Source organism: Serratia sp. BNK-17 (genome assembly GCF_048684935.1).
In the GTDB taxonomy this organism is placed as follows: domain Bacteria; phylum Pseudomonadota; class Gammaproteobacteria; order Enterobacterales; family Enterobacteriaceae; genus Serratia; species Serratia nematodiphila.
Map to the genome: position 1 here is coordinate 950,393 of NZ_JBLQTR010000001.1, position 23,707 is coordinate 974,099.

Consider the following 23,707-nt stretch of genomic DNA (forward strand, 5'->3'; position numbering starts at 1 on the left):
CAAAAAAACAACTTAAAGCCGATTTACTAGTGGATCACGCTGGGTAACCGTCTGATGGAGCCGTTATCACTTGGCGAGTTTTTTTTCGATGTCGTGCAGCAGCGTATGCAACATCGCCGTGTCTCGCTGTTGCAACGCCCCGAGGCGCTGATGCAGCCAATCGCGCAATTTTTGGTCATCGCCGACCTCCAACGCGTTCAACAAGGCATCGGCGCGGTGGCGCAGCGCTTTGAGTTGCCCTTCCGACGCCACCTTTTCCTGCGGCGTGCTGACGCCCATCAGGCTCGCCAACTGGTAGCAGTACACCATCACCGCCTGGCCCAGGTTAAGTGACGGGTAATCCGCCTGCATCGGCACGCCGGTCAGCAAGTCCGCCAGCGCCAGCTCTTCGTTGGTCAGGCCGGAATCTTCGCGGCCGAACACCAGCGCGGCCTGGCCGACCCACTGCTTACGCTCGCTCAGCTGTTCCAGCAGCTCAGGCGGCGTGCAGTAGTAGTGAAAGCGCGCGCGGCTGCGGGCGGTGGTGGCGACGGTAAAATCCACGCCCGCCAGCGCCTGTTCCAGCGTGGCGAACGTTTGCACGCCGTCGAGGATCTCACCAGCACCGTGCGCCACCCAGCGCGCCGCCGGCTGCAGGTGCGCTTCGCTGTCGACGATGCGCAACGACGTGAAGCCCATGGTTTTCATCGCGCGCGCCGCCGCGCCGACATTTTCCGGCCGCGCCGGAGCCACTAAAACAATATGAAGCTGCATGACTCTTCCACCGAAGGCGGGCCTGCGTTTTTGACGATGGCGCAGCGCCCGCTTATATTTACAATTACGCAACAATAAACGCGTTAATAGCAACAAACAAGATTAAACGGCTCGTTGAACTAATAAACCCGTCGTAATAGTCATTATTCGCGCTTATGTTTTACTGCTTTTATTTATCAATAAGTTAAAACAATGCGATGATCAATAAGCGAATAATTGTATCCTATCGTGCCGGAGAATGCTGAATCGTTCACAGAATTTGAGGTTCTGTGACTTAAACTGGCATTTCTGTAAGTGTTTTTCACAAATCTGTTAACGTGCTACAATTGAATTTGATATATGTCAACAAAGCGTAGTTTTGTTGGGTGATGAATTCGGCACGCGCTGTTATATTGCTGTTAATGGGGTTAGGATATGCGCCGTTTCGGCACCCAAGGGGTTGTAGGGAACAGCATCCCCACCAGGCTAGCGATCTTGTTGACATGAGATGGAAAGTGCATCAAGAACGAGTTTACGTACTTTAGTCATTTGCTGAGAGGGAACGTGGCGCTATCTCTGCCCTCCTCTAAGAAAACAAAGACTTCTGTACTTCCGATTTTCTATTTTGTTGGCAATTTTAGGTAGCAAATATGCAGACCCCGCACATTCTGATTGTCGAAGACGAGTTAGTCACTCGTAACACCCTGAAGAGCATTTTCGAGGCGGAAGGCTACATTGTTCATGAAGCCAATGATGGTGCAGAGATGCACAATATCCTGTCTGAAAATGATATCAATCTGGTCATCATGGACATCAACCTGCCAGGCAAAAACGGCCTGCTGTTGGCGCGCGAACTGCGTGAACAGGCCAGCGTCGCCTTGATGTTCCTGACCGGTCGCGATAACGAAGTGGACAAAATCCTCGGCCTGGAAATCGGCGCCGACGATTACATCACCAAGCCGTTCAACCCGCGTGAGCTGACCATCCGCGCGCGCAACCTGCTGTCGCGCACCATGAACCTGGGCAGCCTCGGCGAAGAGCGCCGTCTGGTCGAGAGCTACAAGTTCAACGGGTGGGAGCTGGACATCAACAGCCGCTCTTTGATCAGCCCGGCCGGCGAACAGTACAAGCTGCCGCGCAGCGAATTCCGCGCCATGCTGCACTTCTGCGAAAACCCGGGCAAGATCCAGTCGCGCGGCGAACTGCTGAAGAAAATGACCGGCCGCGAGCTGAAGCCGCATGACCGCACCGTGGACGTCACTATCCGTCGCATTCGCAAACACTTCGAATCGACGCCGGATACGCCGGAAATCATCGCCACCATTCACGGCGAAGGCTACCGCTTCTGCGGCGATCTGGAAGAGTAATTCCGGCCTGCCGTCATGAAAACGGGGTTCAGCATGCTGAACCCCGTTTTTTTATTTCGTCTCAGCCCATGGCATGATCGGCACCGCGCTCAACGCGTTCTTCGGCGAACCGTCGATCACCTTGTCGGAGTAGCTCAGGTAAATCAACGAATTGCGCTTGGCGTCATAGAAGCGCACCACCTGCAACTTCTTGAACACCAGCGAGGTGCGTTTCTGGAACACCACATCGCCTTCCGCCTTGCCGTTTTTGATCTTGTCGCTCAGCTCGATAGGCCCCACCTGCTGGCAGGAAATGGCCGCGTCGGCGGTGTCTTCCGCCAGCCCCAGGCCGCCTTTGATGCCGCCGGTTTTGGCGCGGCTGATATAACAAGTTACATTTTTAACATCCGGATCGTCGAACGCTTCCACCACGATTTTGTGGTCCGGCCCCAACAATTTAAACACCGTATCAACGGAGCCCACCTGCTCCGCCTGCGCGCTGCCAACGGTTGCGCAAACCAAACCGAATAAAAATATCCAGCTTTTTTTCATTTACTTAACTCCGGTATAACCTTGCCGCAAAAATAGATTCGGCGGTCGCCATTATTTATGTCTAAGCTCACGGAATCGGTTTTTTACGGGTCCGCACCGTCCGTTTTAGCACAGAGCGTGACAAAAATCTTTGAGAGTCGCGGAGTAAAAAAATTGCTATGATGCGGCGTCGTTATTTCTTTGCGCCCACTACGGTGTACCCCAATCCAACTCTGGCGCGGCATGCGCAGCAGAGGCAAAGAGTGCAACGCATAATGGCTCATGGATCGGTCTGATAGCGCAGCACCAGCGTGACGAATCAACAGTTCGGGTTCCTACCCCCAAGCTTTACGAGGAAGATCTATGGATCAAGCCGGTATCATTCGTGATCTGCTTAGCTGGCTGGAAAGCCATTTGGACCAACCCTTGTCGCTGGATAACGTGGCGGCCAAGGCAGGCTACTCCAAATGGCATCTGCAACGGATGTTCAAAGATATTACCGGTAACGCCATCGGTGCTTACATCCGGGCAAGGAGGCTGTCCAAAGCCGCCGTCGCGCTGCGTTTGACCAGCCGGCCGATTTTGGATATCGCCCTGCAATATCGCTTCGACTCGCAGCAGACCTTCACCCGCGCCTTCAAAAAACAGTTTGCGCAAACGCCGGCGCTGTACCGCCGCGCCGAAGACTGGAATGCATTCGGCATCTGTCCGCCGATCCGTCTGGGGGCCTTCACCTTGCCGCAGCCGGAATTTGTCTCGCTGCCGGACAAGCAGCTGGTCGGCCTGACCCAAAGCTACTCCTGTACGCTGGAACAGATCACCACCGTGCGCACCGAACTGCGCTCACAGTTCTGGCGTCAGTTCCTCGGTGACGTCGAAACCCTGCCGCCGGTGCTGTACGGGCTGCACCACTCGCGACCGAGCCAGGAGAAGGATGACGAACAGGAAGTGCTGTACACCACGGCGCTGGAGCCGGATCAGGTGCCTGACAAGGTACAGGAAGGCCAGCCGCTGGTGTTGCCGGGCGGTGAGTTTGCGATGTTCAGCTACGAAGGGCCCACCGAGGGACTGCAAGACTTTATTCTGACGGTCTACGGCACCTGCCTGCCGGCGCTCCAGCTGACGCGCCGCAAAGGGCACGACATCGAGCGCTTCTATCCGAAAGGCGAGCGCCGTCCGCATCAGGCACCTATCGAGATCAAGTGCGATTACCTGATCCCGATTCGGCGTTAACGCTGCAGTTCGTCCAACGCGGGCATGTCCAAATGCGTGACATCGCCCGCCGTTTCCACGATCCAGCCGGATGCCAGCCACGGGCTCTGCTGGTGATCAACGCGCGACAGTGAGCAATTGCGCAAGCGCAGGCGGCGTTCCGCATAGGCCGGCAGCCCCAGCACCGTACTGATCAAACACCCCAACGCGATACCATGACTGACGAGCAGCGGCTTGCTGCCTTCAGGCAGCATCAGGCAACTCTCCAGCGCGGCGCGCATGCGCTCGCCCAGCTCCTCCATGGATTCGCCTTGAGGGATTCGGCCGTCAGGAGTACCATCGACCATCTGTTTGCGCCACTGCTCTTCCTGCGGCGTCAAACTGTCGATCAGGCGTTCTTCCAGAACCCCCATGTGCAGCTCACGCAAACGCGGATCGCTAATCACTTCGCAGCCACAGGCGTCGGCGATGATCTGCGCCGTGCGGCGCGTGCGCCCCAGATCGCTGGTAATGATGTGCGTAATGCCTTCTTTGCTGACGCGCCTGGCGACCAGACGGGCCTGGTGTTCACCCATGGTGGTTAACGGGCTGTCGGACTGACCCTGGATGCGGCGAGCCGCGTTCCATTCCGTTTCGCCATGGCGAACGAGGTATACCTGTAACATTTTTGTTTTCCGTTATACTGCGTGAAATTTGCATTTATCCCCGGCCCGGTGGCGCTTTTGCCGCTGCCCGGCGTATCGGCCAGAAGGATATCAAACCCGTTATGTACCATGTTGTCGCTGCAACTACCAACCCGGCAAAGATCAAGGCTATTCAACTGGCCTTCGATGACGTCTTTGGCGCAGGCCAATACCGCATTGAATCCGTTGACGTCGCCAGCGGTGTCTCGCTGCAGCCGATAGGCAATCACGAAACCCGCACCGGCTCGCGTCAACGCGTCATGGAAGCGCGCCAGGTCAGGCCCGAGGCCGATTTTTGGGTCGGCGTGGAAGCCGGGATTGAAGAGAATATGACCTTCGCCTGGATGACCATCGAGAACCCGCACATCCGCGGCGAATCCCGCTCGGCGAGCCTGATGCTGCCGGAGGTCATCTTACAAGGTATTCGCGCCGGTCGCGAATTGGGCAGCGAAATGGCGGCGATCACCGGCAATGCCGAGGTGAAGCGCCAGGGCGGCGCCATCGGCGTCTTCACCGACGGCCGGCTGAGCCGCACCAGCGTTTACCACCAGGCGCTGCTGCTGGCGCTGGTGCCGTTCCACAACGCCATCTATCAGCAATAGCGCAGAGCCTGCTAGGGCGCATCGTGCAGCAGCTGCTGCTCAAGCCACTGTTTCAGCGCGGGCGACGCCGCTTTCAGGCTGTTTGAACCGCGGGTGATGGTGGCGATCCCCGCGCCCAGTTCATTTTTCAGCTCGCGTTGGCTCATCTCGCCGCGCATCAATTCCTGAATGATCCGTACCCGGGTGCCCAGCGCGGTGCGTTCGTCCGGCGTCAGCATCAGCTGCAACAGCGGTTGATGCAGTTCTTGCGCAAACGAATTCTGCAGCAGCGCGACGAAGCGCAGCCAATCCTCATTGCCTTGTTCTGAAAGAGCGGGGTCGTTTAACGATAATTGCGTCATGGCAGCCACCATACTATTTAACTAGTACAGCAGCATACCATAGGGCCGTCAAAATCAATAACGTCTCTGCCACTCGGCGTCGGTCAGCACCTTGGCCGGCCGATGCGTCAGGTAGCGGTAAAACGCGTCATAAGCCAGCACGTTCTTGACGTAGCCGCGGGTCTCCGAGAACGGGATGCTTTCGATGAACGCCACCGGATCGATCCGCCCCGCGCTGTTGCCCAGCCAGGTGTTCACCCGCGACGGGCCGGCGTTATAGGCGGCGCTCGACAGGATGCGGTTGCGGCCGAACTGCTGATAGACCGACTCCAGATAGCTGGTGCCGATGGTGATGTTAGTCTGTGGATCGAACAGCTGGCTCGGGCCGACGTAACCGGGAATATTGAACATCTGCACCGTATGCTGCGCGGTGCGCGGCATCACCTGCATCAGGCCGGTAGCGCCAACCGGCGACTGCGCTTTCGGATTCCAGGCGCTCTCCTGACGCGCGATCGCCATCGCGTAGCTGGTGGTGATCCCCTTGTCATCGGTCGCGCGGCGGAACTCCTGCGGCCAGGCGACCGGGAAGCGCTCCTCCAGATGATCCCACAGCTTGCCGACGATGGTCGCCTGCACGCTCAGATCGGCCCATTTTTGCTCAAAGGCGTAGCGCGCCAGCGCTTCTTGTTCCGGCCGGCTGCGGCTGGCGACGTAAGAGCCCCACTCGCTGCGGGCCAGGTTATCCATATTCCAGTACATCAGCTCGCGCACCCGGGCGACCTCCGGCCCGTCGACCAGCGACGTGCGCGGCTTGGCCGCCACCGCCACCATCACCGGATAAGTGGCGTTCAGCTTCTGCGCCGCGACCATCGGATAGAAGCCGCGTTCGGTCATCAGGTTACGCAACATCTCCTCGCCTTCGGCGCGTTTGCCTTCGTCCATCAGTTGACTGGCGCGCCAGTAGCGCCACTCATCCTTGTTGCGCGACTCTTCCGGCAGGCGGGCCAGCCAGGTCGCGACGCCCTGCCGATCGCCATAGCCCAACGCCATGCGTACTCGGCGCTCCAACAGCGAAGGCGAACGGCTGCGCAGAATCACCTGATCGCGCCACTGCGCCTGCTCGTAGGTAGCGTCGCTGCCCATCAGGCGCCAGGCCACCGCCTCTTCCAACCCCAGCCGTTCGTCGTCGCTCATTTTCTGCAGCCGCGCGAGCGTCGGGATCATCGCCCGCGCGTTTTCCACATCCTGCCGCGCCAGGCGTTCAAAGGCGATGCCGGTAGCGGCGCGGGTAAAGTCAGTCGGCCCAACGCTGCGGGCGAAGGCTTCCACGGTGGTCGGATCGTTTTGCAAGCGCACCAGGGCGTTGCCCATGGTCTGATAATCGGCCGGCAGCTGGCTGTAGAGGTTGCTGACCAGCGAGCTGTTGCCCTCTTTCAGCGCCAGCTTCATGCGCGCCAGAATATCCAGCGGGGTCTGCTTGCCTGCGCCGCGCCAGACGCTGAACAGCCGATCGCAGGCGCCCGGCAGCGTTTTGCCGTTCAGCCACAGCTCGTCAGCGCCGCTCCAGGCCGCCTGCTGATCGCCGGTGGCCCATTTGGCGTAGTAATAGTTGCAGCGCGCCGCCACCGGTTTGGGCGGCTGCGGGCTGAAAGCCAACAGGGTGCGCCAGTCTTCGCGACGCGCCAGTTCATTGACGAAGCGCGGCGCCAGTGATTTCGCCGGCGGCAGCGTCGGATTGCGCTTGATGAAGTCGTTCACCTCGGAGAATCCCGCCTGGCTCAAATCCTGAGTCAGCTCGCGGTATTCCAGATAAGGATAAAGCGGGTAATCGCGCAGCGTCGGCATCAACTGCGCCACCACGTCCATCTGATTGCCGTCCCACGCCTGCTTGATCTGCTGGTAGCGCTGACGCTGCGCATCCAGAGAATCCGCCAGCGCCGCGCCAGAAAACGCCGTCAGGCACAGCCCCATCGCCAACAGCCGTCGCTTGTCCACCTTGACCATCCTCGCTCTTTCCTCACAGGTTGTGCCGCAGGAGCCGCCCAGCTCCCCGGTGACCGCCGCGCCACGGCGCCGCGGGACAAAATAAAGCCGGGCGCACGGCCCGGACGCAGATATCTACCATAGACAGCGCGATCGCCCATCCATTCAATACTGTAGAAGAAGAAGTGTATCGCCATGGCGGGAGCCAGGTAAAAAACGTTTACTTAGGCTGACAAATCAGGACGCCCGGCTATTTTCGTCAGCCGGATTTTTATTAGCTGCCATAATAATTATTCCGCAAGGAAGTATCATTGAATTATTAGCCGCTCTATTACAGAACATTCCAAAACCCCGTCTGGCGGTGCGCAGAATGCCTTACTGCCCGCTCAACACGCCAACGCTGTCGAAAAGCGGTGGCAAACCCCGCCTTGCGTTTTTATACTGTCAAAATGATGTAAGAGAATTCTGAGAAATCAGAATACTCAGCACTCAACAAAGGCATCTTATATTACAATCCGCGCCAATTATGGCTTAGATAGTGTTCATTAGACAGTGTGACTGACAGCGTTCAGCAAAACGATTATTCCTTCAAGCGGCTGGATTTTTCCTTGTCAGGCCACGGCCTGCGGGTGGTGGATTAGGCAGGAGTGGCGGGTGAAAATGGCGAATGATGCCTCGATATTGACGAGTTGCGCAACAAGCCCCGCGCCGGGCTTCCTTGTCGCTCGTCTGAATATTGGCCGTCTGCTGCTGTTCATTTTGTCGATATTGCTGGCGCTGCCTGCGCAGGCGCGCGCCGACGATGCGCCCTCTCAACAGCGAGCCCACGCCGTAACCACCGTGGTGGTCGGCATCATCAGCTACGCCCGTTGGCCGCATGAACCCAATCCGATCCGCTTGTGCGTGACCGCATCGACCCGCTATGCCGAGGGCCTGTTCGATCCGATCCTGCTCAGTGCGCCGCGGCCGATCAAAACCGAGCGCGTGCCGCTCGATAGCCCAACGCTGGGGAGCAGTTGCGACGTCATTTATTTAGGAAGCATCACCGCCGCGCAACGTCAAAATTTCATGCAGCGCATTTCCGGCAACGCCATTCTCAGCATCAGCGAGAACGACAGTGAATGCTCCGCCGGCAGCGCATTTTGCCTGCAGTTCGATGGGGATCAGACCAGTTTCAAGGTCAACCTGGACGCTCTGGCGCGCAGCGGCGTGCGCGTTCATCCCAACGTGCTGCAGCTGGCACGCAAACAGGCGCCGCCGCTATGAGGCTGTTGCGTAGAAACCGCTCCGGCAATGCGCGCCCGACGCTGGGCCGAGTGCTGCAGCGAGTGCATCTTGGGCTGGCGTTGATCGCCGTCGGCACCGCCGGCATCTTTTTGACGCTGGTGGCGCTGTTTGCGCTGCGCGCCTATGCCAATCACAACCTGCACCTGATCGCGCGCTCCATCAGCTATACCGTCGAGGCCGCCGTGGTGTTTGAAGACCGCACTGCCGCGCGCGAGGCGCTGATGCTGATCGCCTCCAACGAAGAGGTATCGGACGCGCGGATCCTCGACAACAACGGCAAAATGCTGGCCAACTGGCGCCATCCCACCGATGGACCGCTGCACGGCCTGGAGCAGATCGTCGCACACTGGGCTCTGCCTGAGCCGGTCATTCTGCCTATCATCCACGAAGGCAAGCAGGTCGGCCAGGTCTGGCTGAGCGGCAACGGCGGCAGCCTGCTGCGTTTCCTGTTGCGCGGCATGGTCGGCATGATCGCCTGCCTGGTGCTCAGCACCCTGTGCGCCCTGGTGCTGTCGCGCCGCATGCTGGTCGGCATCGTCTGTTCGCTGGACGACATCGCCAATGTGGCGCATGCGGTGCGCCGCGATCGCACCTTCGGCCTGCGGGTGCCGTCGGCGCCTATCGCCGAGCTGCATGAGCTCAGCAACGATTTCAACGGCTTGCTCGACGAGCTGGAGGCCTGGCAGGCCCATCTGAAGCAGGAGAACGACTCGCTGGCTCACCGGGCTACGCACGACAGTCTGACCGGTTTGCCGAACCGCGCCTTCTTCGAAGGGCGGCTGAGCCGGGCGCTGGGCGATGTCGAATCGCCGGCGAAATTGGCGGTGCTGTTTATCGACGGCGATCGTTTCAAGGAGGTGAACGACAGTTACGGCCATGCCGCAGGCGATGCGGTGCTGACTACCATTGCCGGGCGCATTCGCGCACAACTGCGCGAGACCGATCTGGTCGCGCGTCTGGGAGGGGATGAATTCGCCGTGCTGCTGGCGCCGGTACACAGCACGGAAGATGTCTTGCAGATCGCCGACAATATCATTGATTGCATGACGCAACCGGTCATTTTGCCGAACGACGAGGCGGTCGTGACCTCTCTGAGTATCGGTATTGCGCTGTACCCTGATCACGCGTCGACGCCTCAGGGTCTTTTGCACGAAGCTGACGATGCAATGTATCAAGCAAAGCATCGTTATAACGGAGGCTGGCGGCTGGCTATACATAAATAAGAGCCCCGGCTATAACACTTGAACTAGGGATTTTGACTATGATACAGCAACTGTTTAAAGGTCGTTTTTCACTGCTGACGGCGGTGTTCGTCGCGCTGCTGACGCTCGCCGGCTGCCAGAGCAAACCGCAGGGCCTGACGCCCGAGCAGGTCGCACTGCTGCAATCGCAGGGCTTCAAACTGACCGATAACGGCTGGGAGTTCGGCCTGTCGGATAAAGTGCTGTTCGGCAACAATATCGGCAAGCTGAACCCGGAAAGCACCGAGACGGTGCAGAAGATGGGTCGTGCGCTGCTGAGCGTCGGCATCACCAAGTTCCGCCTGGACGGCCATACCGACAACTACGGTGAAGACAGTTACAACGACCAGCTCTCCCTGCGCCGCGCCGATGCGGTGGCCGATCTGCTGGCCAATGTCGGCATTCCGCGCGCCAATATCGAAACCCGCGGCATGGGCAAACGCGATCCCGTTGCCGATAACCGCACCTCCAGCGGCCGCGCGGAAAACCGCCGCGTCGCGATCGTCGTCACGCCATAAGCCACCAATATGCGCCTTTACCGGCGCATAAACGGTTATACTTAGCGATCGCTGAGCGATGTCTGGGATCCGAGATCGAAACGGGCTACACTCATGCCGCCAGACATCCTATAAATACTGATATAGAGAGGCTTAGAGCAACGTGGCTCAATACGTCTATACCATGCACCGCGTCGGCAAGGTGGTACCGCCGAAGCGTCATATTTTGAAAAACATCTCCCTGAGCTTCTTCCCTGGGGCCAAAATCGGCGTGCTGGGTCTGAACGGCGCCGGTAAGTCTACCCTGCTGCGCATCATGGCCGGCATCGATACCGATATCGAAGGGGAAGCGCGCCCGCAACCGGGCATCAAGATCGGTTACCTGCCGCAGGAGCCGCAGCTTAACCTCGAACACACCGTGCGTGAGTCGGTGGAAGAAGCGCTGGCGGAAGTGGTCGGCGCGCTGAAACGCCTGGACGAAGTGTACGCGCTGTACGCGGAAGAAGGCGCAGACTTCGACAAGCTGGCCGCCGAACAGGGTCGCCTGGAAGAGATCATTCAGGCGCACGACGGTCACAACCTCAACGCCCAGCTGGAACGCGCCGCCGATGCGCTGCGCCTGCCGGACTGGGACGCCAAAATCGCCCACCTGTCCGGTGGTGAACGCCGCCGCGTCGCGCTGTGCCGCCTGCTGCTGGAAAAGCCGGACATGCTGCTGCTGGACGAACCGACCAACCACCTGGACGCCGAGTCCGTGGCCTGGCTGGAACGCTTCCTGCACGATTTCGAAGGCACCGTGGTAGCGATCACCCACGACCGTTACTTCCTGGATAACGTGGCCGGCTGGATCCTCGAACTTGACCGCGGTGAAGGCATTCCATGGGAAGGCAACTACTCCTCCTGGCTGGAGCAGAAAGACGCGCGTCTGGCACAGGAAGCGTCCGCCGAAGCCGCTCGTCGCAAGTCGATCGAGAAAGAGCTGGAGTGGGTGCGTCAGGGCGCCAAAGGCCGTCAGTCCAAAGGCAAGGCCCGCCTGGCCCGCTTTGAAGAGCTGAACAACACCGAATACCAGAAACGTAACGAAACCAACGAACTGTTCATTCCGCCTGGCGCACGCCTGGGCGATAAAGTGGTCGAAGTCAGCAACCTGCGTAAGTCCTATGGCGAGCGCCTGTTGATCGACGACCTGTCATTCTCGGTGCCGAAAGGCGCGATCGTCGGCATCATCGGCCCGAACGGCGCGGGTAAATCCACGCTGTTCCGCATGATGTCCGGCCAGGAGCAGCCTGATTCAGGCAGCATCGTGCTGGGCGACACCGTCAAGCTGGCGTCCGTCGATCAGTTCCGCGACAACATGGACGGTTCGAAAACCGTGTGGGAAGAAGTCTCCGGCGGGCAGGACATCATGCGCATCGGCAACACCGAGATGCCAAGCCGCGCCTATGTCGGCCGCTTCAACTTCAAGGGCGTCGATCAGGGCAAACGCGTGGGCGAGCTGTCCGGCGGTGAGCGTGGCCGTCTGCATCTGGCCAAGCTGCTGCAGGTTGGCGGCAACGTACTGCTGCTCGATGAACCGACCAACGACCTGGATATCGAAACCCTGCGCGCGCTGGAAAATGCCCTGCTGGAATTCCCTGGCTGCGCCATGGTGATCTCGCACGACCGTTGGTTCCTCGACCGTATCGCCACCCACATCCTGGACTACCAGGACGAGGGCAAGGTGGAATTCTTCGAAGGCAACTTCACCGAGTACGAAGAGTACAAGAAGCGTACGCTGGGCGCCGACGCGCTCGAACCGCACCGCATCAAGTACAAAAAGATCGCCAAGTAATACCCAAGGCGCCGCATGCGGCGCCTTTTTTATGCCCGCTTTATGCCCGCGCCCGGCGATAGTCGCGCGGTGAACACGCCATCACGCGTTTGAACGCATGGCTGAACGCGCTATCGGACTCATACCCCAAACGCTGAGCGATGGCAGATACCGGTTCACCGCCGGTACGCAGCGCCCGCGCCGCCAGCAACATGCGCCAGCGCGACACGTACTCAAGCGGCGCCATGCCGGCTTTCTGCTTGAAGCGCAGCGCCAACGTCGAACGGGAAACGCTCGCCGCGTCGGCCAACGCCGCCACCGTCCAGCGCCGGGCGGGATCGGCGTGCACCGCCTGCATCGCAGCACCGATGCGCGGATCGAACAAGGCGGGCAGCCAACCCGACGCCGCACTCTCCTCCCCCATCAGGTAAATCCGCAGCGCCTGGGTCAACATGATTTGCCCCAGATGATGCGTCATCAACGTACTGCCCGGCGAAGGCCTAACCAGCTCATCCGCCAGCCGTTGCAACGCCCATTGCAACACGGCCGCCTCTTCCGTGCCCCCGCGGATCACCATCAGCGCGGGCAGGCTGCCAAACAGCCGTTCCACTTCTTCGCCGAAGCTAAAGCGGCCGCCGATAAACAGGCACGTTTCCCCCTCGCCGCAGCTCGCCATGCCGTTTTTCGCCTGCAGATAGAGCGCGTCGGCGTCGAGCGCCGGCAGTGACAAGTCGCTGCCGACGGTCAGCGGCAGGCTGCGAGTCAGCAATAAACAGTCGCCGGCCGCCAGCCACAGCGGTTCGGCCAGCCCTTCCGCCGCCAGCCAACAGCCGCCGCGCACCACCGCGTTGAACTTCCCGCCTTGCGGAGCGGGAAAATGAACGGCCCAGTCGCCGCCGGCCTTCAGGCCGCCGAAAAACGCATTCTGGCTGTTCAATGGCGCAAGCACTTCCGATAAAGGATCCATATCCCCTCCCCGTAAGGATCTTTCAAGAGCATAACCCGCGCGATGCGCCGGCCGAAGGCTTTGGGACGATGGCGACAGAAATTAGGCGTCTGCGTCATCTGCCAGGCTTACTCCCGCGCCAGCTCGCGCGCATAGTCGTCGAACGCCGGATGCTGCAGCACCACATCGATGAAGCAGGCCAGCGCCGCGGAATTCAGCTTGCGGCTCGGGTAGACCAGATATAGCTCATTCCCTTCTGCGCGCCACGCCGGCAGCACCTCCACCAACAGTTTCTGCGCCACCACCTCGCGGCTGAGAAACGCCGGCAGCAGCGTGATCCCCGCGCCGGCGATGGCGCATTCGCGCGCATACAGCAGGTTGTCGGTGGTGTGCGCCAGCGGCAGCTGCCAACGGTAGTAGTCATCGCCGCAGCGCAGGTTCCAGGCCGTCCAGGCGCGGTGGGCGATGCAGCGATGCTGCTGCAGCTGTTGCGGATGTTCGATCGGCGGGTGCTGAGCCAAATAGGACGGTGCGGCCAACAGATAGCGCGGCGCATACCCGAGACGGCGACCGATCAGCGAAGAGTCCTGCGGCTTGCCGGTGCGCAGCGCGGCGTCGAAACCTTCCTGCACCAGATCCACCATGGCGTCGGACACCGACACCTCCAGCGAAACGTCCGGGTACTGGCGCTGAAAATCCGCTGCCAGCCGCGCCACCAGGGTCGCGCCCAGCCCGGCGGGCGTCGAGATGCGCAGGCGGCCGCTCGGGTTATCGCGCAGCCGCTGCAATGCCAGATCGGCACGTTCGGCAGCAGACATCATGACCTGACAATGTTCCAGATAACGCTCACCGGCGAAGGTCAGGTTCAGCTGGCGCGTGGTGCGATTGAGCAGCCGTAGCCCCAGCGTCTGCTCGAGCTGGCTGATGCGCTGGCTGACGCTGGATTTCGGCAACCCAACGCGCTGCGCGGCGGCGGTAAAACTGCCGCACTCCGCCACCAGCGCGAACAACGCCATGTCCTGCAGTTGTTTGAATTCCATTGTTCACCTTAAACGAACACTCCGTTAGATATTGTCCATCTTATCACCCCACTGTCGCGGGTCTACACTGGGGGCATCATTTGAAAGGAGTACAATCATGTCGATAAAAGCCATTGCCGTAGACCCGCAGAACCCCGCCGATTTCATCGAAATCTCACCGGAGATGCCGGTGCCCGGCCAGTACGATCTGCTGGTGGAAGTGAAAGCGGCGTCGGTCAACCCGGTGGACACCAAAGTGCACGCCGGTCTGCAGAAAAACGGCCTGCAGCAGCCGCGCATTCTCGGCTGGGACGCCAGCGGCGTCGTGGTGGACGTGGGCAACGGCGTCAGCGGCTTCAAGCCCGGCGATGAAGTGTGGTACGCCGGCGACATCACCCGCCCCGGCAGCAACAGCAGTCACCAACTGATCGACTCACGCATCGCCGCGCACAAGCCGCGCAGCCTGAACTGGGCCGAGTCCGCCGCCATGCCGCTCACCGCCCTCACCGCCTGGGAGGCGCTGTTCGAACACCTGAACATTCAGGACGCGCCGGAGCACAAGACGCTGCTGATCATCGGCGGCGCCGGCGGGGTCGGTTCGCTGGCCATTCCGCTGGCCACACTGCGCAGCAAGGTGAAAGTGATCGCCACCGCATCAAGACCGGAATCCGCCGCCTGGTGCCTTGAGCGCGGCGCCGATCTGGTGGTGGACTACCGCGATCTGAAGGGCAACCTGGCGCAGCAGGGCATCGAGCAGGTGGATTACATCCTGTGTCTGAACGATACCGACGGCCACTGGTCGGCGATGGCCGAACTGATCGCGCCGCTCGGCCATATCTGCACCATCGTCGAAAACGCGCAGCCGTTGGATCAAAACGCGCTGAAGCTGAAAAGCGCCGCGCTGCACTGGGAATTCATGTTCACCCGCAGCATGTTCACCACCCCGGACATCGCGCAGCAGGGCAAGATCCTGCAGCAGGTGGCGCAGCTGCTGGACGAGGGCAAGCTGAGCACCACGCTGAGCGAAACCCTGCACGGGCTGTCGGTAGACACGCTGACCGCCGCGCATCAACAGCTGCTCGGCGGCCATATGCAAGGCAAGCTGGTTATCGCTTACTGAGCCTGAATCGCGGCGGCGCAGCGCGCCGCCGTTACTGCGGACGAACGAAGCCGACGCACAGCGTCTGCTCGTCGCTATGCGGATCGGCGCGGAACGTCAGCGTCTGCTGCCAATCGAGGCGCATCTTCGGCCAGTGGGCCAACTCGCCGCCGAAGTCGCTGCGCGCGCAGTCCTCACCCAACCGCCCGAACAGGGCAACGCCGTGCTGCGCAATCTGCGGATAGCTGATGTCGACGTTGTAGATATTCGGCCGCGTATGATTGGACCAACGCGTAATGGTTCGCGGCCGGGAACCGGCGTACACCGTCATCCACTGCGACAGGTATTCGCCGCCGACGTAGCGCAGTTCAACGCCATACCGCTCCTGCCACTGCCGCTCCACCTCGGCGCTGAACGTCTTGATACCCACCATTTTCTGGCCGGCGTTGCGCACGTTGCCCAGCATCACCGCGGCATACCCCAGGTAGACCGCCAGCGCCGCGCACATCAGACCAATGGTCGCCGCGCGCAGCGAACGCACCGGCGGCTGGCGCACGCAACCGACCAACAGCGCAGGCGCCAGCATGAAGAACGGCTGCAGCCATTCGGTCAGCCGGCCGCCGACGTTGAAAGAGAACCAGAAGGTAATGATGCCGAGCGGCAACAGGTAGACCCACAGCAACACCCGCATCGGCAATGCCGATGGCCAGGCCAGCACCGCCCCGCTGCGCCGCAGGATCCCCCACAGCACCAGCGACGGATAGAACACCAGCAGCAGCGACTGCAGCATGTCGAGATTGAGCTGCATCTTGATCTGCGAATCCACCCACTTGAAGGCGGCGAAATCGTGGTTCCACAACCAGAACACGTTCGGCAACACCAGCGCCAACCAGATCGCCACCGCCAGATAGAACTGCGGCTGGCGATAACAGCGGCGGATCTGCGGTACGAACAGCGTCGACAGCGCAGCGAAATAGACGAAGGCGAAGGTCGAGTACTTCGCCATCATCGCCAAACCGGCCGTCAGCGCGAAGGCCGGCCACCAGTTGGCCGAACGCGAAATAGCCAGGTGGAAAAACAGCGCCATCCACGGCCACAGCATCACCAACAGGTAATTGTCGTTGTAGGGAATGATGTCGAAATTGATGATGCCGGACAGGTTGAGCGTCAACAGCGCCATCCAGGCCAGCGAGGTGCTGCCGCTCAGCCGGCGCGCCAACAGCCAGACGCCCAACATGCCGATGGCGATGGCGATGAAGTGCCCGCCATACCAGTACAGGTTCAGCGGCAGCCACGAGAACCCGATCGCCGGCTGCATCGCCGCCCCGACCAGCCACGGGTTTTTCGGTGAGCCCCATTCGCCGTTGAGGCCCCAGTTGAGCGCCTCGACGGCGTCGTAAGGCAGGGTAGGATCGAGATGAACAGTCAGCAGCGTCCAGGCTGCGGCATAGCAGACCAACCAAAGAGCGAGCAAGCGATAAGACATGTCTTCTTCTAAGCGTTATTGTAAAGAAAAGCTTAACGTAGTCGCTGTCGAATGAACCATGTTTAAACAAGCCGTTAAATGTGCGCCCGGGCGGCCGCTTCTGCCGCGCGATCGCACATTACGCTAATTTTGCTCAGCCTGCGGCGTGATGCTGGGCGGGCGCGTTCGCCAACCGGCCGGCGTCCGCCGCCAGCAGCTGTTGCACCAGCTCGACGCAGCGCAGGAAGCGCTCTTCGTAATCGCTGGACTCAACGTGCACATACTCGATATTGTTGGCGCGCAGCATCTCCTCCAGCAGGCGCTGGAACGCCAGCCGATCGGCGGTACTGCCGAGGCTGCGCAGGCCGTCCGCCACCCACGGCGTGTTGTTTTCCAGCAGGATCACCAGATCGAAACGGTATTCGTCGATCAGCGCCTGCACGAAGGGGTGTTCACGCCCCTCGTACTTTTTGCAAAACGCCTGGGTGGTGACGAAATCGGTATCGATAAATGCCACCTTGTTGGCGTACTTGACCGCGAAATCCACGTATTGCGCCTGCCCGAGGGCAATTTTGTCGTAGTCGGAGTACTGCAGCGCCATCTCGTCGCCGCCCAGGTGCGAGAACACGTAATCGCGGCCATATTCCCAGGCGCTGGTGGTGTTGAAGATGTTGGCCAGCTTGTTGACCAGCGTCGATTTGCCGCTCGACTCGCCGCCGAGGATCGCCACGGTGCGCACGAAGAACGGCTTCACCTCGGTCGGGATGTAATCCCAGTAGCGGAACGGATCCTGGCGGATCTGATTGCCGCTGATGTTCATGAACGAACGCTCGGGGTCGACCAGAATGGTTTCGATGCCCAGATGCTCGCGGTAACGCGGCGCATCCTGCGCTTCGCTGGAATAGATAAAGCTCGGCACGATGCCTTTCTGTTCCATAAAGGCCTTCATGCCGTCGCTCCACACGTTCCAGCCGTGCGGGTAGGGCTCGATGCCCTGCTCGTCGAACGAGTGGATATGGATGTTTTTCTGGTACTTGAAGGTCTGCAGCAGCCAGCGCAGGCGATCGCTGACCGTCGGCTGTTGCGACATCGAACTGTTCTCGAACAGTTCGCGGTCGCGCGGCTCGTCGTGGCACAAAATGACGTGCAGCTCATCCACCTGGCTGCAGGCGCGCTGGATCAGGTAGATATGGCCGGTGTGCAGCGGGTAAAATTTACCAAACACCACGCCGACTTTAACCTCTTTACGCGGGAACTCCAGCCCGAGAAAACGGTGCAGCGCTTCGAGCTTTTGCGCGCTCGGGCTTTTGATCTTGTCGTTCAACAGCTGGCTCAGATAGCCCTTGGTCATGCCGCTGGCATCCGCCACCTGCTGCAACGTGCAGCCTTTTTGCTTGATGGACGTCTTCAGGTAATCAAATTGCGGCATGGCCACCTCCGTTTAGTATGCTAAACAAAATAGCATATCTTGCTCGCCGTCGGCGACATTAATAAAACTCTTCCAGCACGTCCAGCGCGTCCGCCAGCTTCTTGACCCCGAACACCTGCATGTTGGCCGGCGGCTTCTTCGGCATATTGCCGTGCGGCACGATGGCGCGCTTGAAGCCGTGCTTGGCTGCTTCGGCGATCCGCTCTTGGCCGCTCGGCACCGGGCGAATTTCCCCCGCCAGCCCCACTTCGCCGAACACCACCAGATCGTTCGGCAGCGGCCGATCGCGCAGGCTCGAGACCAGCGACATCAGCAACGCCAGATCGGCGCTGGTCTCACTGACTTTCACCCCGCCGACCACGTTGACGAACACGTCCTGATCCGACATCTGCAGCCCGCCGTGCCGGTGCAGCACCGCCAGCAGGATCGCCAACCGGTTCTGCTCCAGGCCCACCGCCACGCGGCGCGGGTTGGACATCATCGAGTGATCCACCAGCGCCTGGATCTCCACCAGCAGCGGACGGGTGCCTTCCCACACCACCATCACCGAGCTGCCGGAAGTGACTTCATCGCCGCGGCTGAGGAAGATCGCCGACGGGTTGCTGACTTCGCGCAGCCCCTGTTCGGTCATGGCGAACACCCCCAGCTCGTTGACCGCGCCGAAGCGGTTCTTGTGGCTGCGCAGGGTACGGAAGCGGGAATCGGCGTCGCCGTCCAGCAGCACCGAACAGTCGATACAGTGTTCCAGCACTTTTGGCCCGGCCAGCGAGCCGTCTTTGGTGACGTGGCCGACCATCACGATCGCCACGCCGCGCGTCTTGGCGAAGCGCGTCAGGTAGGCGGCGGTTTCCCGCACCTGCGCCACGCTGCCCGGCGAAGACTGAATGTCCGCCATGTGCATCACCTGAATCGAGTCGATCACCATCAGCTTCGGCTGTTCCTGCTCAGCGATCAGGCAGATCTGCTCGATGCTGGTTTCCGACAGCATGTTCAGGCCGCCGGTCGGCAGCCCCAGACGGTGAGCGCGCATCGCCACCTGCTGCAGCGACTCCTCACCGGTGACGTACAGGGTTTTCATCTGTTCGGACAGTTTGCACAGCACCTGCAGCAACAGGGTGCTCTTGCCGGCGCCGGGGTTACCGCCGATCAGAATGGCGCTGCCGGGCACCACGCCGCCGCCCAGCACGCGGTCGAACTCGAGAAAGCCGGTGGTGAAGCGCGGCAGCGCCTCCAGGCTGATTTCCGACAGCTTCTGCACCTTGCTGACGCCGGCGTCGCCGGCATAGCCGCTGAGGCGATCGTTGCGCGCCGCTGCGGGCGACGCGGCCAAACGCACTTCCGTGATGGTGTTCCAGGCATGACAGGCGCTGCACTGCCCCTGCCAACGCGGATAGTCCGCCCCGCACTCATTGCACACAAATGCCCGTTTTGCCGCTTTTGCCACGTCTTACCTCAATCTTTCGTTATCGCACTTCGTGTTTCAGGCTGCCGGTGAGAATACACAGCACGCCCATCAGATCCGCATGCCGGATCGATACCTGCGCTTTTTCATACACTTTCGGCTTGGCGTGGTAGGCGATGCCCAGCCCCGCCGCCTGCATCATTTTCAAATCGTTGGCGCCGTCGCCGATGGCCACGGTTTGCGCCAGCGGGATCTCCAGCTTCTCCGCCAGCCGCAGCAGCGTGTCGGCTTTGAACTGCGCGTCCACCACCGGCCCCAGCACTTCGCCGGTCAGCTTGCCGTCGCGGATCTCCAGCTCATTGGCCGCCGCCGCCACCAGCCGCAGCCGGTTGCGCAGGTATTCGGCGTAGTAGGTGAAGCCGCCGGAGGCGATCGCCACATGCCAGCCCATCGCCTGCAGCTTGCCCACCAGGCTGGTCAGCCCCGGCATCAACGGCAGCTCGTCGCGCACCTGCTTGAGGATGTTGGCATCGGCCCCTTTCAGCGTGCCGACGCGCTGGCGCAGGCTGGCGGTAAAGTCCAGCTCGCCGCGCATCGCGCGTTCGGTGACTTCCGCCACCTGCTCGCCGACGCCCGCCAATTTGGCGATCTCGTCGATGCATTCGATCTCGATCGCCGTCGAATCCATGTCCATCACCAGCAGCCCCGGCGTGCGCAGGTGCGGGATCTTGCCGAGCGGCGCCACGTCCAGCCCGCTCTCCGCCGCCAACAGCTTGGCGCGCGGCGTCAAGGTGCCCGCCAGGCGCACCACCTGATAGTCGTCCACGCCCCAGGCGGTGACGATCACCATCGCCGCGCCCAGCTTGCGTTGGAATTGGGTAATGCGCGCCTTGTCCAGCTTCCTGCCGTATAACAGCCACCCGGTATTGCCCGCCCGGTAGTCCAGCGGCATCACTTCGTCGCCGCTGAGCGAAAGGGGAAGACCCGGCCATTGAGAGATCTCCGCCGGAAGATCGCAATAGGTCAGACTGTTTGACATCATTGACTCCTGAATGGACAAAAACGCTGCATGATAAAACGACGCATCAAGCTATCCTATCGCCAGCGGTTCTGGCAACATAAAGTGTCCCCGATGCCCAAGGAACCTGCATGGCTCGCGCTAAACTGAAATTTCGCCTGCACCGCACCGCTATTATCCTGATTTGCCTGGCTTTGCTGGTGCTGCTGATGCAGGGCGCCTCTTATTTTAGCCTGAGTCACCAAATGGCGCGATCCGAGCAGGTGGAAGAGCTGGCGCAGACGCTGACCAAACAGGTCGCCTACAGCCTGGCGCCGCTGCTGGACGACGACGGCAACAACCCGCGCATCGACGCCATCCTCAAGCAGCTCACCGATCACAGCCGCATTCTCGACGTCAGCGTGTATCAGTTGGACGGCACGCTGGTCTCCCACGCCGGGGAGCAGATAAGTATACGCGATCGCCTGTCGCTCGACGGCAAACGCGCCGGCAGCTACTTCAACCACCAGTTGGTCGAATCCATTCAGGGCAAAGACGGCCCGATCGGCTTTATCCGCATCACCCTCGACACCCACGTGCTGGCGACCGAATCCAAACAGGTGGACAACACCACCAACCTGCTGCGCCTGATGATCCTGCTGGCGCTGGCGATCGGCATCATTCTGGCGCGCACCCTGCTGCAGCACCGCCGCAGCCGCTGGCAGCAGTCGCCGTACCTGTTGACCGCCAACACGCCACTGGAAGAAGGCAATACGGTGGAAGACGACGAAGAGGATGCGCCGGAGATAAAGCAGGAAGCGCCGAAGAAGAAGTAACTCAGGCCAGGCGCTGAATGCGCTCATGCAGCTTCTGCAGTTGCGCCAGCATTTGCTCGGCAATCGCGCGGAAGGCTTCGCTGATGTCGTCATGTTGCGCCGTGCGCCGCCAGAACTCGAGAGCCAATAGCTCCGCTTGCCGCCAGACGGCGCCGCTCACCTCATTGCTAAAACGGATCTCCACCGCGTCATGGCGCAGATTGCCGCTGCTTGCCGGGGCAAAAGCCATCGGCAGCATATCGTACAAAGGCGCCAACATGACCGGCCGCTGCGTTGGCCGCAAGAACGACAGATTACCCTGGTGCATATCGCTATTGGCGATCAAGCGGCCAAAGGCCCAATACAGGGCAATCCGTTGGCAGGCAGAGCGATCGATCGCGCCTTGCTGCAATAACCGATTAGCCGCCACAACCCAGTTGGCATGGCCGCTGCCGCTAAACTCGGCATCCAGCGCCTCCAGTGACACCATCGCCACCCGCCCTTCTTCGCCGATGCGATCAAAGCGCTCTACCTCTAAAAAGCATTGCCGATCGGCGCCAAACAGGATTTGCGTCGTTGCGGCAGGCAATCCCGCAGCGGCGACCGTCTGCAACGCCAGCGACTCGGCGATCAGCAAATCGCTCCAGCGCTGTGCAATGACATGCGTCGGCGCCAGACTGAACTTAACCAAAACATGCGCGCGATGCCCAGACGTCAGCTCAGCATAGGCGGCAAATTTGGGTTGTTCGCCACCGGCGGAGGAACCCACCAACTCCCCGGCCAACGCCTGGACAGACAATGCGGCGTAACGCTCGGTTTTATCTTCCGTCGCGATAGCGACGGCAGTCTCCCGCATTAACCAACGCTGATAGCTGTCGGCGCCAGGCAGCAAATCGCCGGTCATGTCTTCGCCATAACGGCAGAGCGCCAACAGACGTTGGCCCTCATCCCATCGCCGCACATCCTCCGGCAAATTCAACTCGTGGGCCGCCGCTTTTCCCCAGGCTCGCCCAAGAAAGCCAATCGGCCTCAGGTCATTCAGATACCATGGCAGGCCGTCATAGAGCTGCCACTCTCCGCTGCGCTCATCGCACACCGCACAGTTATCGGCAGGATACAGCGGGCAAAGCGTGGCAAACAGGTGTGCCTTACCCCGTTCATCAACCCGATACAGCGGAAACTGCCTCTCACCGCCGATCCCGCGCCGCAATACATAGCGCGTCGCCTTACCTTTACCGAGGATTAATACGGCGCCCGCCAGTTCGCGGATACGGCGCGATAGCGTCGGCTGGCTGATGCCCAACGCTTCTGTCAGTTGACGAGCCGTGGCCGGCCCATGACGCAAAACTTGTTCAACGGTGAGCATCGGATGAATAGATTGGTGAATAGATTGATAGAGGAAGTAATAGCGTTAAATGGCAGGAAGGTAAAGCGTTAGCAAAAAATCGGCCGTGCGGAGTGAATAGATTGACGGGCGGGCGCCATGACGACGCCCGCCGCGTTATTACGCTTTGTCGCCCAGCAGCACGGATTCCAGCGCGATAACGATCATTTCGTTAAAGGTGGTCTGGCGTTCCGCCGCCGTGGTCGCTTCGTGACGCAAGATGTGGTCGGACACGGTGCAGATGGTCAGCGCCTTACAGCCGAACTCTTCGTACAGCTCCGCCGCCACGCCGTAGATGCCGGCCGCTTCCATTTCCACGCCCAGGATGCCGTACTTCTTCATCACCTGGAACATGTCCGGATCCGGGGTGTAGAACAGATCGGCGGAGAAGATGTTGCCCACGCGCGCCGGGATGCCCTGCGCCGCCGCCGCGTCGACCGCGTTGCGCACCATGTCGAAGTCGGCGATCGCCGCGTAGTCGTTATCCTTGAAGCGCAGACGGTTCACCTTGGAGTCGGTGCACGCGCCCATGCCGATCACCACGTCACGCAGTTTGATATCGTCACGCACCGCGCCGCAGGAACCCACGCGAATGATCTTCTTCACGCCGAATTCGGCGATCAGCTCGCGCGCATAGATGGAGCAGGACGGGATGCCCATGCCGTGGCCCATTACGGAGATGCGGCGGCCTTTGTAGGTGCCGGTGAAGCCCAACATGCCGCGCACGTTGTTCACTTCCACCGCGCCTTCCAGGAAGGTTTCGGCGATGTATTTTGCGCGCAGCGGATCGCCCGGCATCAGTACTACGTCAGCGAAATCACCCATCTCAGCATTAATGTGCGGCGTAGCCATAATTCTCTTCCTTTAAATCGTATTAAATAGCGTTAAACGTATAAGCCGTGGTATG

General features: G+C 60.6%; 22 protein-coding genes. 9 read left to right on the forward strand and 13 right to left on the reverse strand.

Features of this window, described 5'->3' with window-relative positions; genetic code table 11:
- Nucleotides 1-66: 66 nt before the first annotated feature.
- Nucleotides 67-753, reverse strand: a complete 687-nt coding sequence (locus ACMGF7_RS04630; protein WP_049241970.1) for a tRNA/rRNA methyltransferase — start codon at nt 751-753, stop codon at nt 67-69.
- A 629-nt stretch (nt 754-1,382) separates the two neighbouring features.
- Between ACMGF7_RS04630 and arcA the strand changes: the two genes are divergently transcribed.
- Nucleotides 1,383-2,099, forward strand: coding sequence for a two-component system response regulator ArcA (gene arcA, locus ACMGF7_RS04635; RefSeq protein WP_004933003.1), 717 nt, complete (start codon nt 1,383-1,385; stop codon nt 2,097-2,099).
- Between the two features lie 51 nt (nt 2,100-2,150).
- On the opposite strand, the gene creA is transcribed toward arcA, so the two are convergent.
- Nucleotides 2,151-2,630, reverse strand: coding sequence for a protein CreA (gene creA, locus ACMGF7_RS04640; protein WP_004933005.1), 480 nt, complete (start codon nt 2,628-2,630; stop codon nt 2,151-2,153).
- A 342-nt stretch (nt 2,631-2,972) separates the two neighbouring features.
- On the opposite strand from creA, the gene robA reads away from it, so the two are divergent.
- Nucleotides 2,973-3,842 carry an MDR efflux pump AcrAB transcriptional activator RobA gene (robA, locus tag ACMGF7_RS04645; RefSeq protein WP_015376605.1) on the forward strand — a complete coding sequence of 290 codons (870 nt, stop codon included), beginning with the start codon at nt 2,973-2,975 and terminating at the stop codon, nt 3,840-3,842.
- On the opposite strand, the gene gpmB is transcribed toward robA, so the two are convergent.
- On the reverse strand, nt 3,839-4,486 hold the full coding sequence (gene gpmB / locus ACMGF7_RS04650; protein WP_273874877.1) for a 2,3-diphosphoglycerate-dependent phosphoglycerate mutase GpmB: 648 nt from the start codon (nt 4,484-4,486) through the stop codon (nt 3,839-3,841). The two genes, robA and gpmB, sit on opposite strands and share 4 nt — an antisense overlap.
- A 101-nt stretch (nt 4,487-4,587) precedes the next feature.
- Here gpmB and yjjX point away from each other — a divergent pair, with 101 nt between their 5' ends.
- Nucleotides 4,588-5,106 (forward strand): inosine/xanthosine triphosphatase, encoded by a 519-nt coding sequence (gene yjjX, locus ACMGF7_RS04655; RefSeq protein ID WP_004933015.1) that lies wholly within the window; start codon nt 4,588-4,590, stop codon nt 5,104-5,106.
- Between the two features lie 11 nt (nt 5,107-5,117).
- Here yjjX and trpR read toward each other — a convergent pair whose 3' ends face one another.
- Together trpR and sltY are read right to left on the reverse strand one after the other, a co-directional pair.
- Nucleotides 5,118-5,447, reverse strand: a complete 330-nt coding sequence (gene trpR / locus ACMGF7_RS04660; RefSeq protein ID WP_016929152.1) for a trp operon repressor — start codon at nt 5,445-5,447, stop codon at nt 5,118-5,120.
- 54 nt (nt 5,448-5,501) lie between these two features.
- The gene (sltY, locus tag ACMGF7_RS04665; protein ID WP_049241965.1) at nt 5,502-7,430 is read right to left on the reverse strand and encodes a murein transglycosylase; all 1,929 of its coding nucleotides are present in this window, start codon (nt 7,428-7,430) and stop codon (nt 5,502-5,504) included.
- Nucleotides 7,431-8,063: 633 nt separating this feature from the next.
- Between sltY and ACMGF7_RS04670 the strand changes: the two genes are divergently transcribed.
- From ACMGF7_RS04670 to ettA, 4 genes are all read left to right on the forward strand, one after another.
- Entirely contained in the window at nt 8,064-8,675 is a 612-nt protein-coding gene (locus ACMGF7_RS04670) for a YfiR family protein (protein ID WP_049241963.1), read from the forward strand.
- On the forward strand, nt 8,672-9,919 hold the full coding sequence (locus ACMGF7_RS04675; protein ID WP_049241962.1) for a diguanylate cyclase domain-containing protein: 1,248 nt from the start codon (nt 8,672-8,674) through the stop codon (nt 9,917-9,919). Before ACMGF7_RS04670 ends, ACMGF7_RS04675 begins: the two co-directional genes overlap by 4 nt.
- Nucleotides 9,920-9,957: 38 nt before the next feature.
- Nucleotides 9,958-10,455 carry an OmpA family protein gene (locus ACMGF7_RS04680; protein WP_049241960.1) on the forward strand — a complete coding sequence of 166 codons (498 nt, stop codon included), beginning with the start codon at nt 9,958-9,960 and terminating at the stop codon, nt 10,453-10,455.
- 142 nt (nt 10,456-10,597) lie between these two features.
- Entirely contained in the window at nt 10,598-12,265 is a 1,668-nt protein-coding gene (ettA, locus tag ACMGF7_RS04685; RefSeq protein WP_273874875.1) for an energy-dependent translational throttle protein EttA, read from the forward strand.
- Nucleotides 12,266-12,305: 40 nt separating this feature from the next.
- Here ettA and ACMGF7_RS04690 read toward each other — a convergent pair whose 3' ends face one another.
- Nucleotides 12,306-13,211, reverse strand: a complete 906-nt coding sequence (locus ACMGF7_RS04690) for an AraC family transcriptional regulator (RefSeq protein ID WP_164095532.1) — start codon at nt 13,209-13,211, stop codon at nt 12,306-12,308.
- 107 nt (nt 13,212-13,318) lie between these two features.
- Nucleotides 13,319-14,230, reverse strand: a complete 912-nt coding sequence (locus ACMGF7_RS04695) for a LysR family transcriptional regulator (protein WP_015376599.1) — start codon at nt 14,228-14,230, stop codon at nt 13,319-13,321.
- Nucleotides 14,231-14,327: 97 nt separating this feature from the next.
- Between ACMGF7_RS04695 and ACMGF7_RS04700 the strand changes: the two genes are divergently transcribed.
- Nucleotides 14,328-15,329, forward strand: a complete 1,002-nt coding sequence (locus ACMGF7_RS04700; RefSeq protein ID WP_049241954.1) for a zinc-binding alcohol dehydrogenase family protein — start codon at nt 14,328-14,330, stop codon at nt 15,327-15,329.
- A gap of 31 nt (nt 15,330-15,360) precedes the next feature.
- On the opposite strand, the gene ACMGF7_RS04705 is transcribed toward ACMGF7_RS04700, so the two are convergent.
- The 4 genes from ACMGF7_RS04705 to serB form a co-directional block, all read right to left on the reverse strand.
- On the reverse strand, nt 15,361-16,794 hold the full coding sequence (locus ACMGF7_RS04705; RefSeq protein ID WP_273874874.1) for a glycosyltransferase family 39 protein: 1,434 nt from the start codon (nt 16,792-16,794) through the stop codon (nt 15,361-15,363).
- 133 nt (nt 16,795-16,927) lie between these two features.
- Nucleotides 16,928-18,202 (reverse strand): multifunctional transcriptional regulator/nicotinamide-nucleotide adenylyltransferase/ribosylnicotinamide kinase NadR, encoded by a 1,275-nt coding sequence (gene nadR, locus ACMGF7_RS04710; RefSeq protein WP_015376596.1) that lies wholly within the window; start codon nt 18,200-18,202, stop codon nt 16,928-16,930.
- Between the two features lie 58 nt (nt 18,203-18,260).
- On the reverse strand, nt 18,261-19,646 hold the full coding sequence (gene radA / locus ACMGF7_RS04715) for a DNA repair protein RadA (RefSeq protein WP_015376595.1): 1,386 nt from the start codon (nt 19,644-19,646) through the stop codon (nt 18,261-18,263).
- Between the two features lie 19 nt (nt 19,647-19,665).
- Nucleotides 19,666-20,643 carry a phosphoserine phosphatase gene (serB, locus tag ACMGF7_RS04720; protein WP_004933052.1) on the reverse strand — a complete coding sequence of 326 codons (978 nt, stop codon included), beginning with the start codon at nt 20,641-20,643 and terminating at the stop codon, nt 19,666-19,668.
- 110 nt (nt 20,644-20,753) lie between these two features.
- Between serB and ACMGF7_RS04725 the strand changes: the two genes are divergently transcribed.
- Nucleotides 20,754-21,437, forward strand: coding sequence for a YtjB family periplasmic protein (locus ACMGF7_RS04725; protein WP_049241950.1), 684 nt, complete (start codon nt 20,754-20,756; stop codon nt 21,435-21,437).
- Nucleotide 21,438: 1 nt separating this feature from the next.
- Here ACMGF7_RS04725 and yjjJ read toward each other — a convergent pair whose 3' ends face one another.
- Together yjjJ and deoD are read right to left on the reverse strand one after the other, a co-directional pair.
- Nucleotides 21,439-22,782: a type II toxin-antitoxin system HipA family toxin YjjJ gene (gene yjjJ, locus ACMGF7_RS04730; RefSeq protein ID WP_420286367.1), complete on the reverse strand. Its 1,344-nt coding sequence runs from the start codon at nt 22,780-22,782 to the stop codon at nt 21,439-21,441.
- 138 nt (nt 22,783-22,920) lie between these two features.
- Complete coding sequence (gene deoD, locus ACMGF7_RS04735; protein WP_004933059.1) at nt 22,921-23,652, reverse strand: purine-nucleoside phosphorylase; 732 nt, start codon at nt 23,650-23,652, stop codon at nt 22,921-22,923.
- Between the last annotated feature and the right edge of the window lie 55 nt (nt 23,653-23,707).

Coding starts and splice junctions, on each gene's coding strand:
- yjjX (WP_004933015.1), top strand. CDS start 4,588: ATGTACCATGTTGTCGCTGCAACTACCAACCCGGCAAAGATCAAGGCT.
- ACMGF7_RS04690 (WP_164095532.1), bottom strand. CDS start 13,211: ATGGATCCTTTATCGGAAGTGCTTGCGCCATTGAACAGCCAGAATGCG.
- gpmB (WP_273874877.1), bottom strand. CDS start 4,486: ATGTTACAGGTATACCTCGTTCGCCATGGCGAAACGGAATGGAACGCG.
- deoD (WP_004933059.1), bottom strand. CDS start 23,652: ATGGCTACGCCGCACATTAATGCTGAGATGGGTGATTTCGCTGACGTA.
- nadR (WP_015376596.1), bottom strand. CDS start 18,202: ATGCCGCAATTTGATTACCTGAAGACGTCCATCAAGCAAAAAGGCTGC.
- ACMGF7_RS04695 (WP_015376599.1), bottom strand. CDS start 14,230: ATGGAATTCAAACAACTGCAGGACATGGCGTTGTTCGCGCTGGTGGCG.
- yjjJ (WP_420286367.1), bottom strand. CDS start 22,782: ATGCTCACCGTTGAACAAGTTTTGCGTCATGGGCCGGCCACGGCTCGT.
- trpR (WP_016929152.1), bottom strand. CDS start 5,447: ATGACGCAATTATCGTTAAACGACCCCGCTCTTTCAGAACAAGGCAAT.
- robA (WP_015376605.1), top strand. CDS start 2,973: ATGGATCAAGCCGGTATCATTCGTGATCTGCTTAGCTGGCTGGAAAGC.
- arcA (WP_004933003.1), top strand. CDS start 1,383: ATGCAGACCCCGCACATTCTGATTGTCGAAGACGAGTTAGTCACTCGT.
- ACMGF7_RS04725 (WP_049241950.1), top strand. CDS start 20,754: ATGGCTCGCGCTAAACTGAAATTTCGCCTGCACCGCACCGCTATTATC.
- creA (WP_004933005.1), bottom strand. CDS start 2,630: ATGAAAAAAAGCTGGATATTTTTATTCGGTTTGGTTTGCGCAACCGTT.
- ACMGF7_RS04680 (WP_049241960.1), top strand. CDS start 9,958: ATGATACAGCAACTGTTTAAAGGTCGTTTTTCACTGCTGACGGCGGTG.
- ACMGF7_RS04675 (WP_049241962.1), top strand. CDS start 8,672: ATGAGGCTGTTGCGTAGAAACCGCTCCGGCAATGCGCGCCCGACGCTG.
- sltY (WP_049241965.1), bottom strand. CDS start 7,430: ATGGTCAAGGTGGACAAGCGACGGCTGTTGGCGATGGGGCTGTGCCTG.
- ACMGF7_RS04705 (WP_273874874.1), bottom strand. CDS start 16,794: ATGTCTTATCGCTTGCTCGCTCTTTGGTTGGTCTGCTATGCCGCAGCC.
- ACMGF7_RS04630 (WP_049241970.1), bottom strand. CDS start 753: ATGCAGCTTCATATTGTTTTAGTGGCTCCGGCGCGGCCGGAAAATGTC.
- serB (WP_004933052.1), bottom strand. CDS start 20,643: ATGTCAAACAGTCTGACCTATTGCGATCTTCCGGCGGAGATCTCTCAA.
- ACMGF7_RS04700 (WP_049241954.1), top strand. CDS start 14,328: ATGTCGATAAAAGCCATTGCCGTAGACCCGCAGAACCCCGCCGATTTC.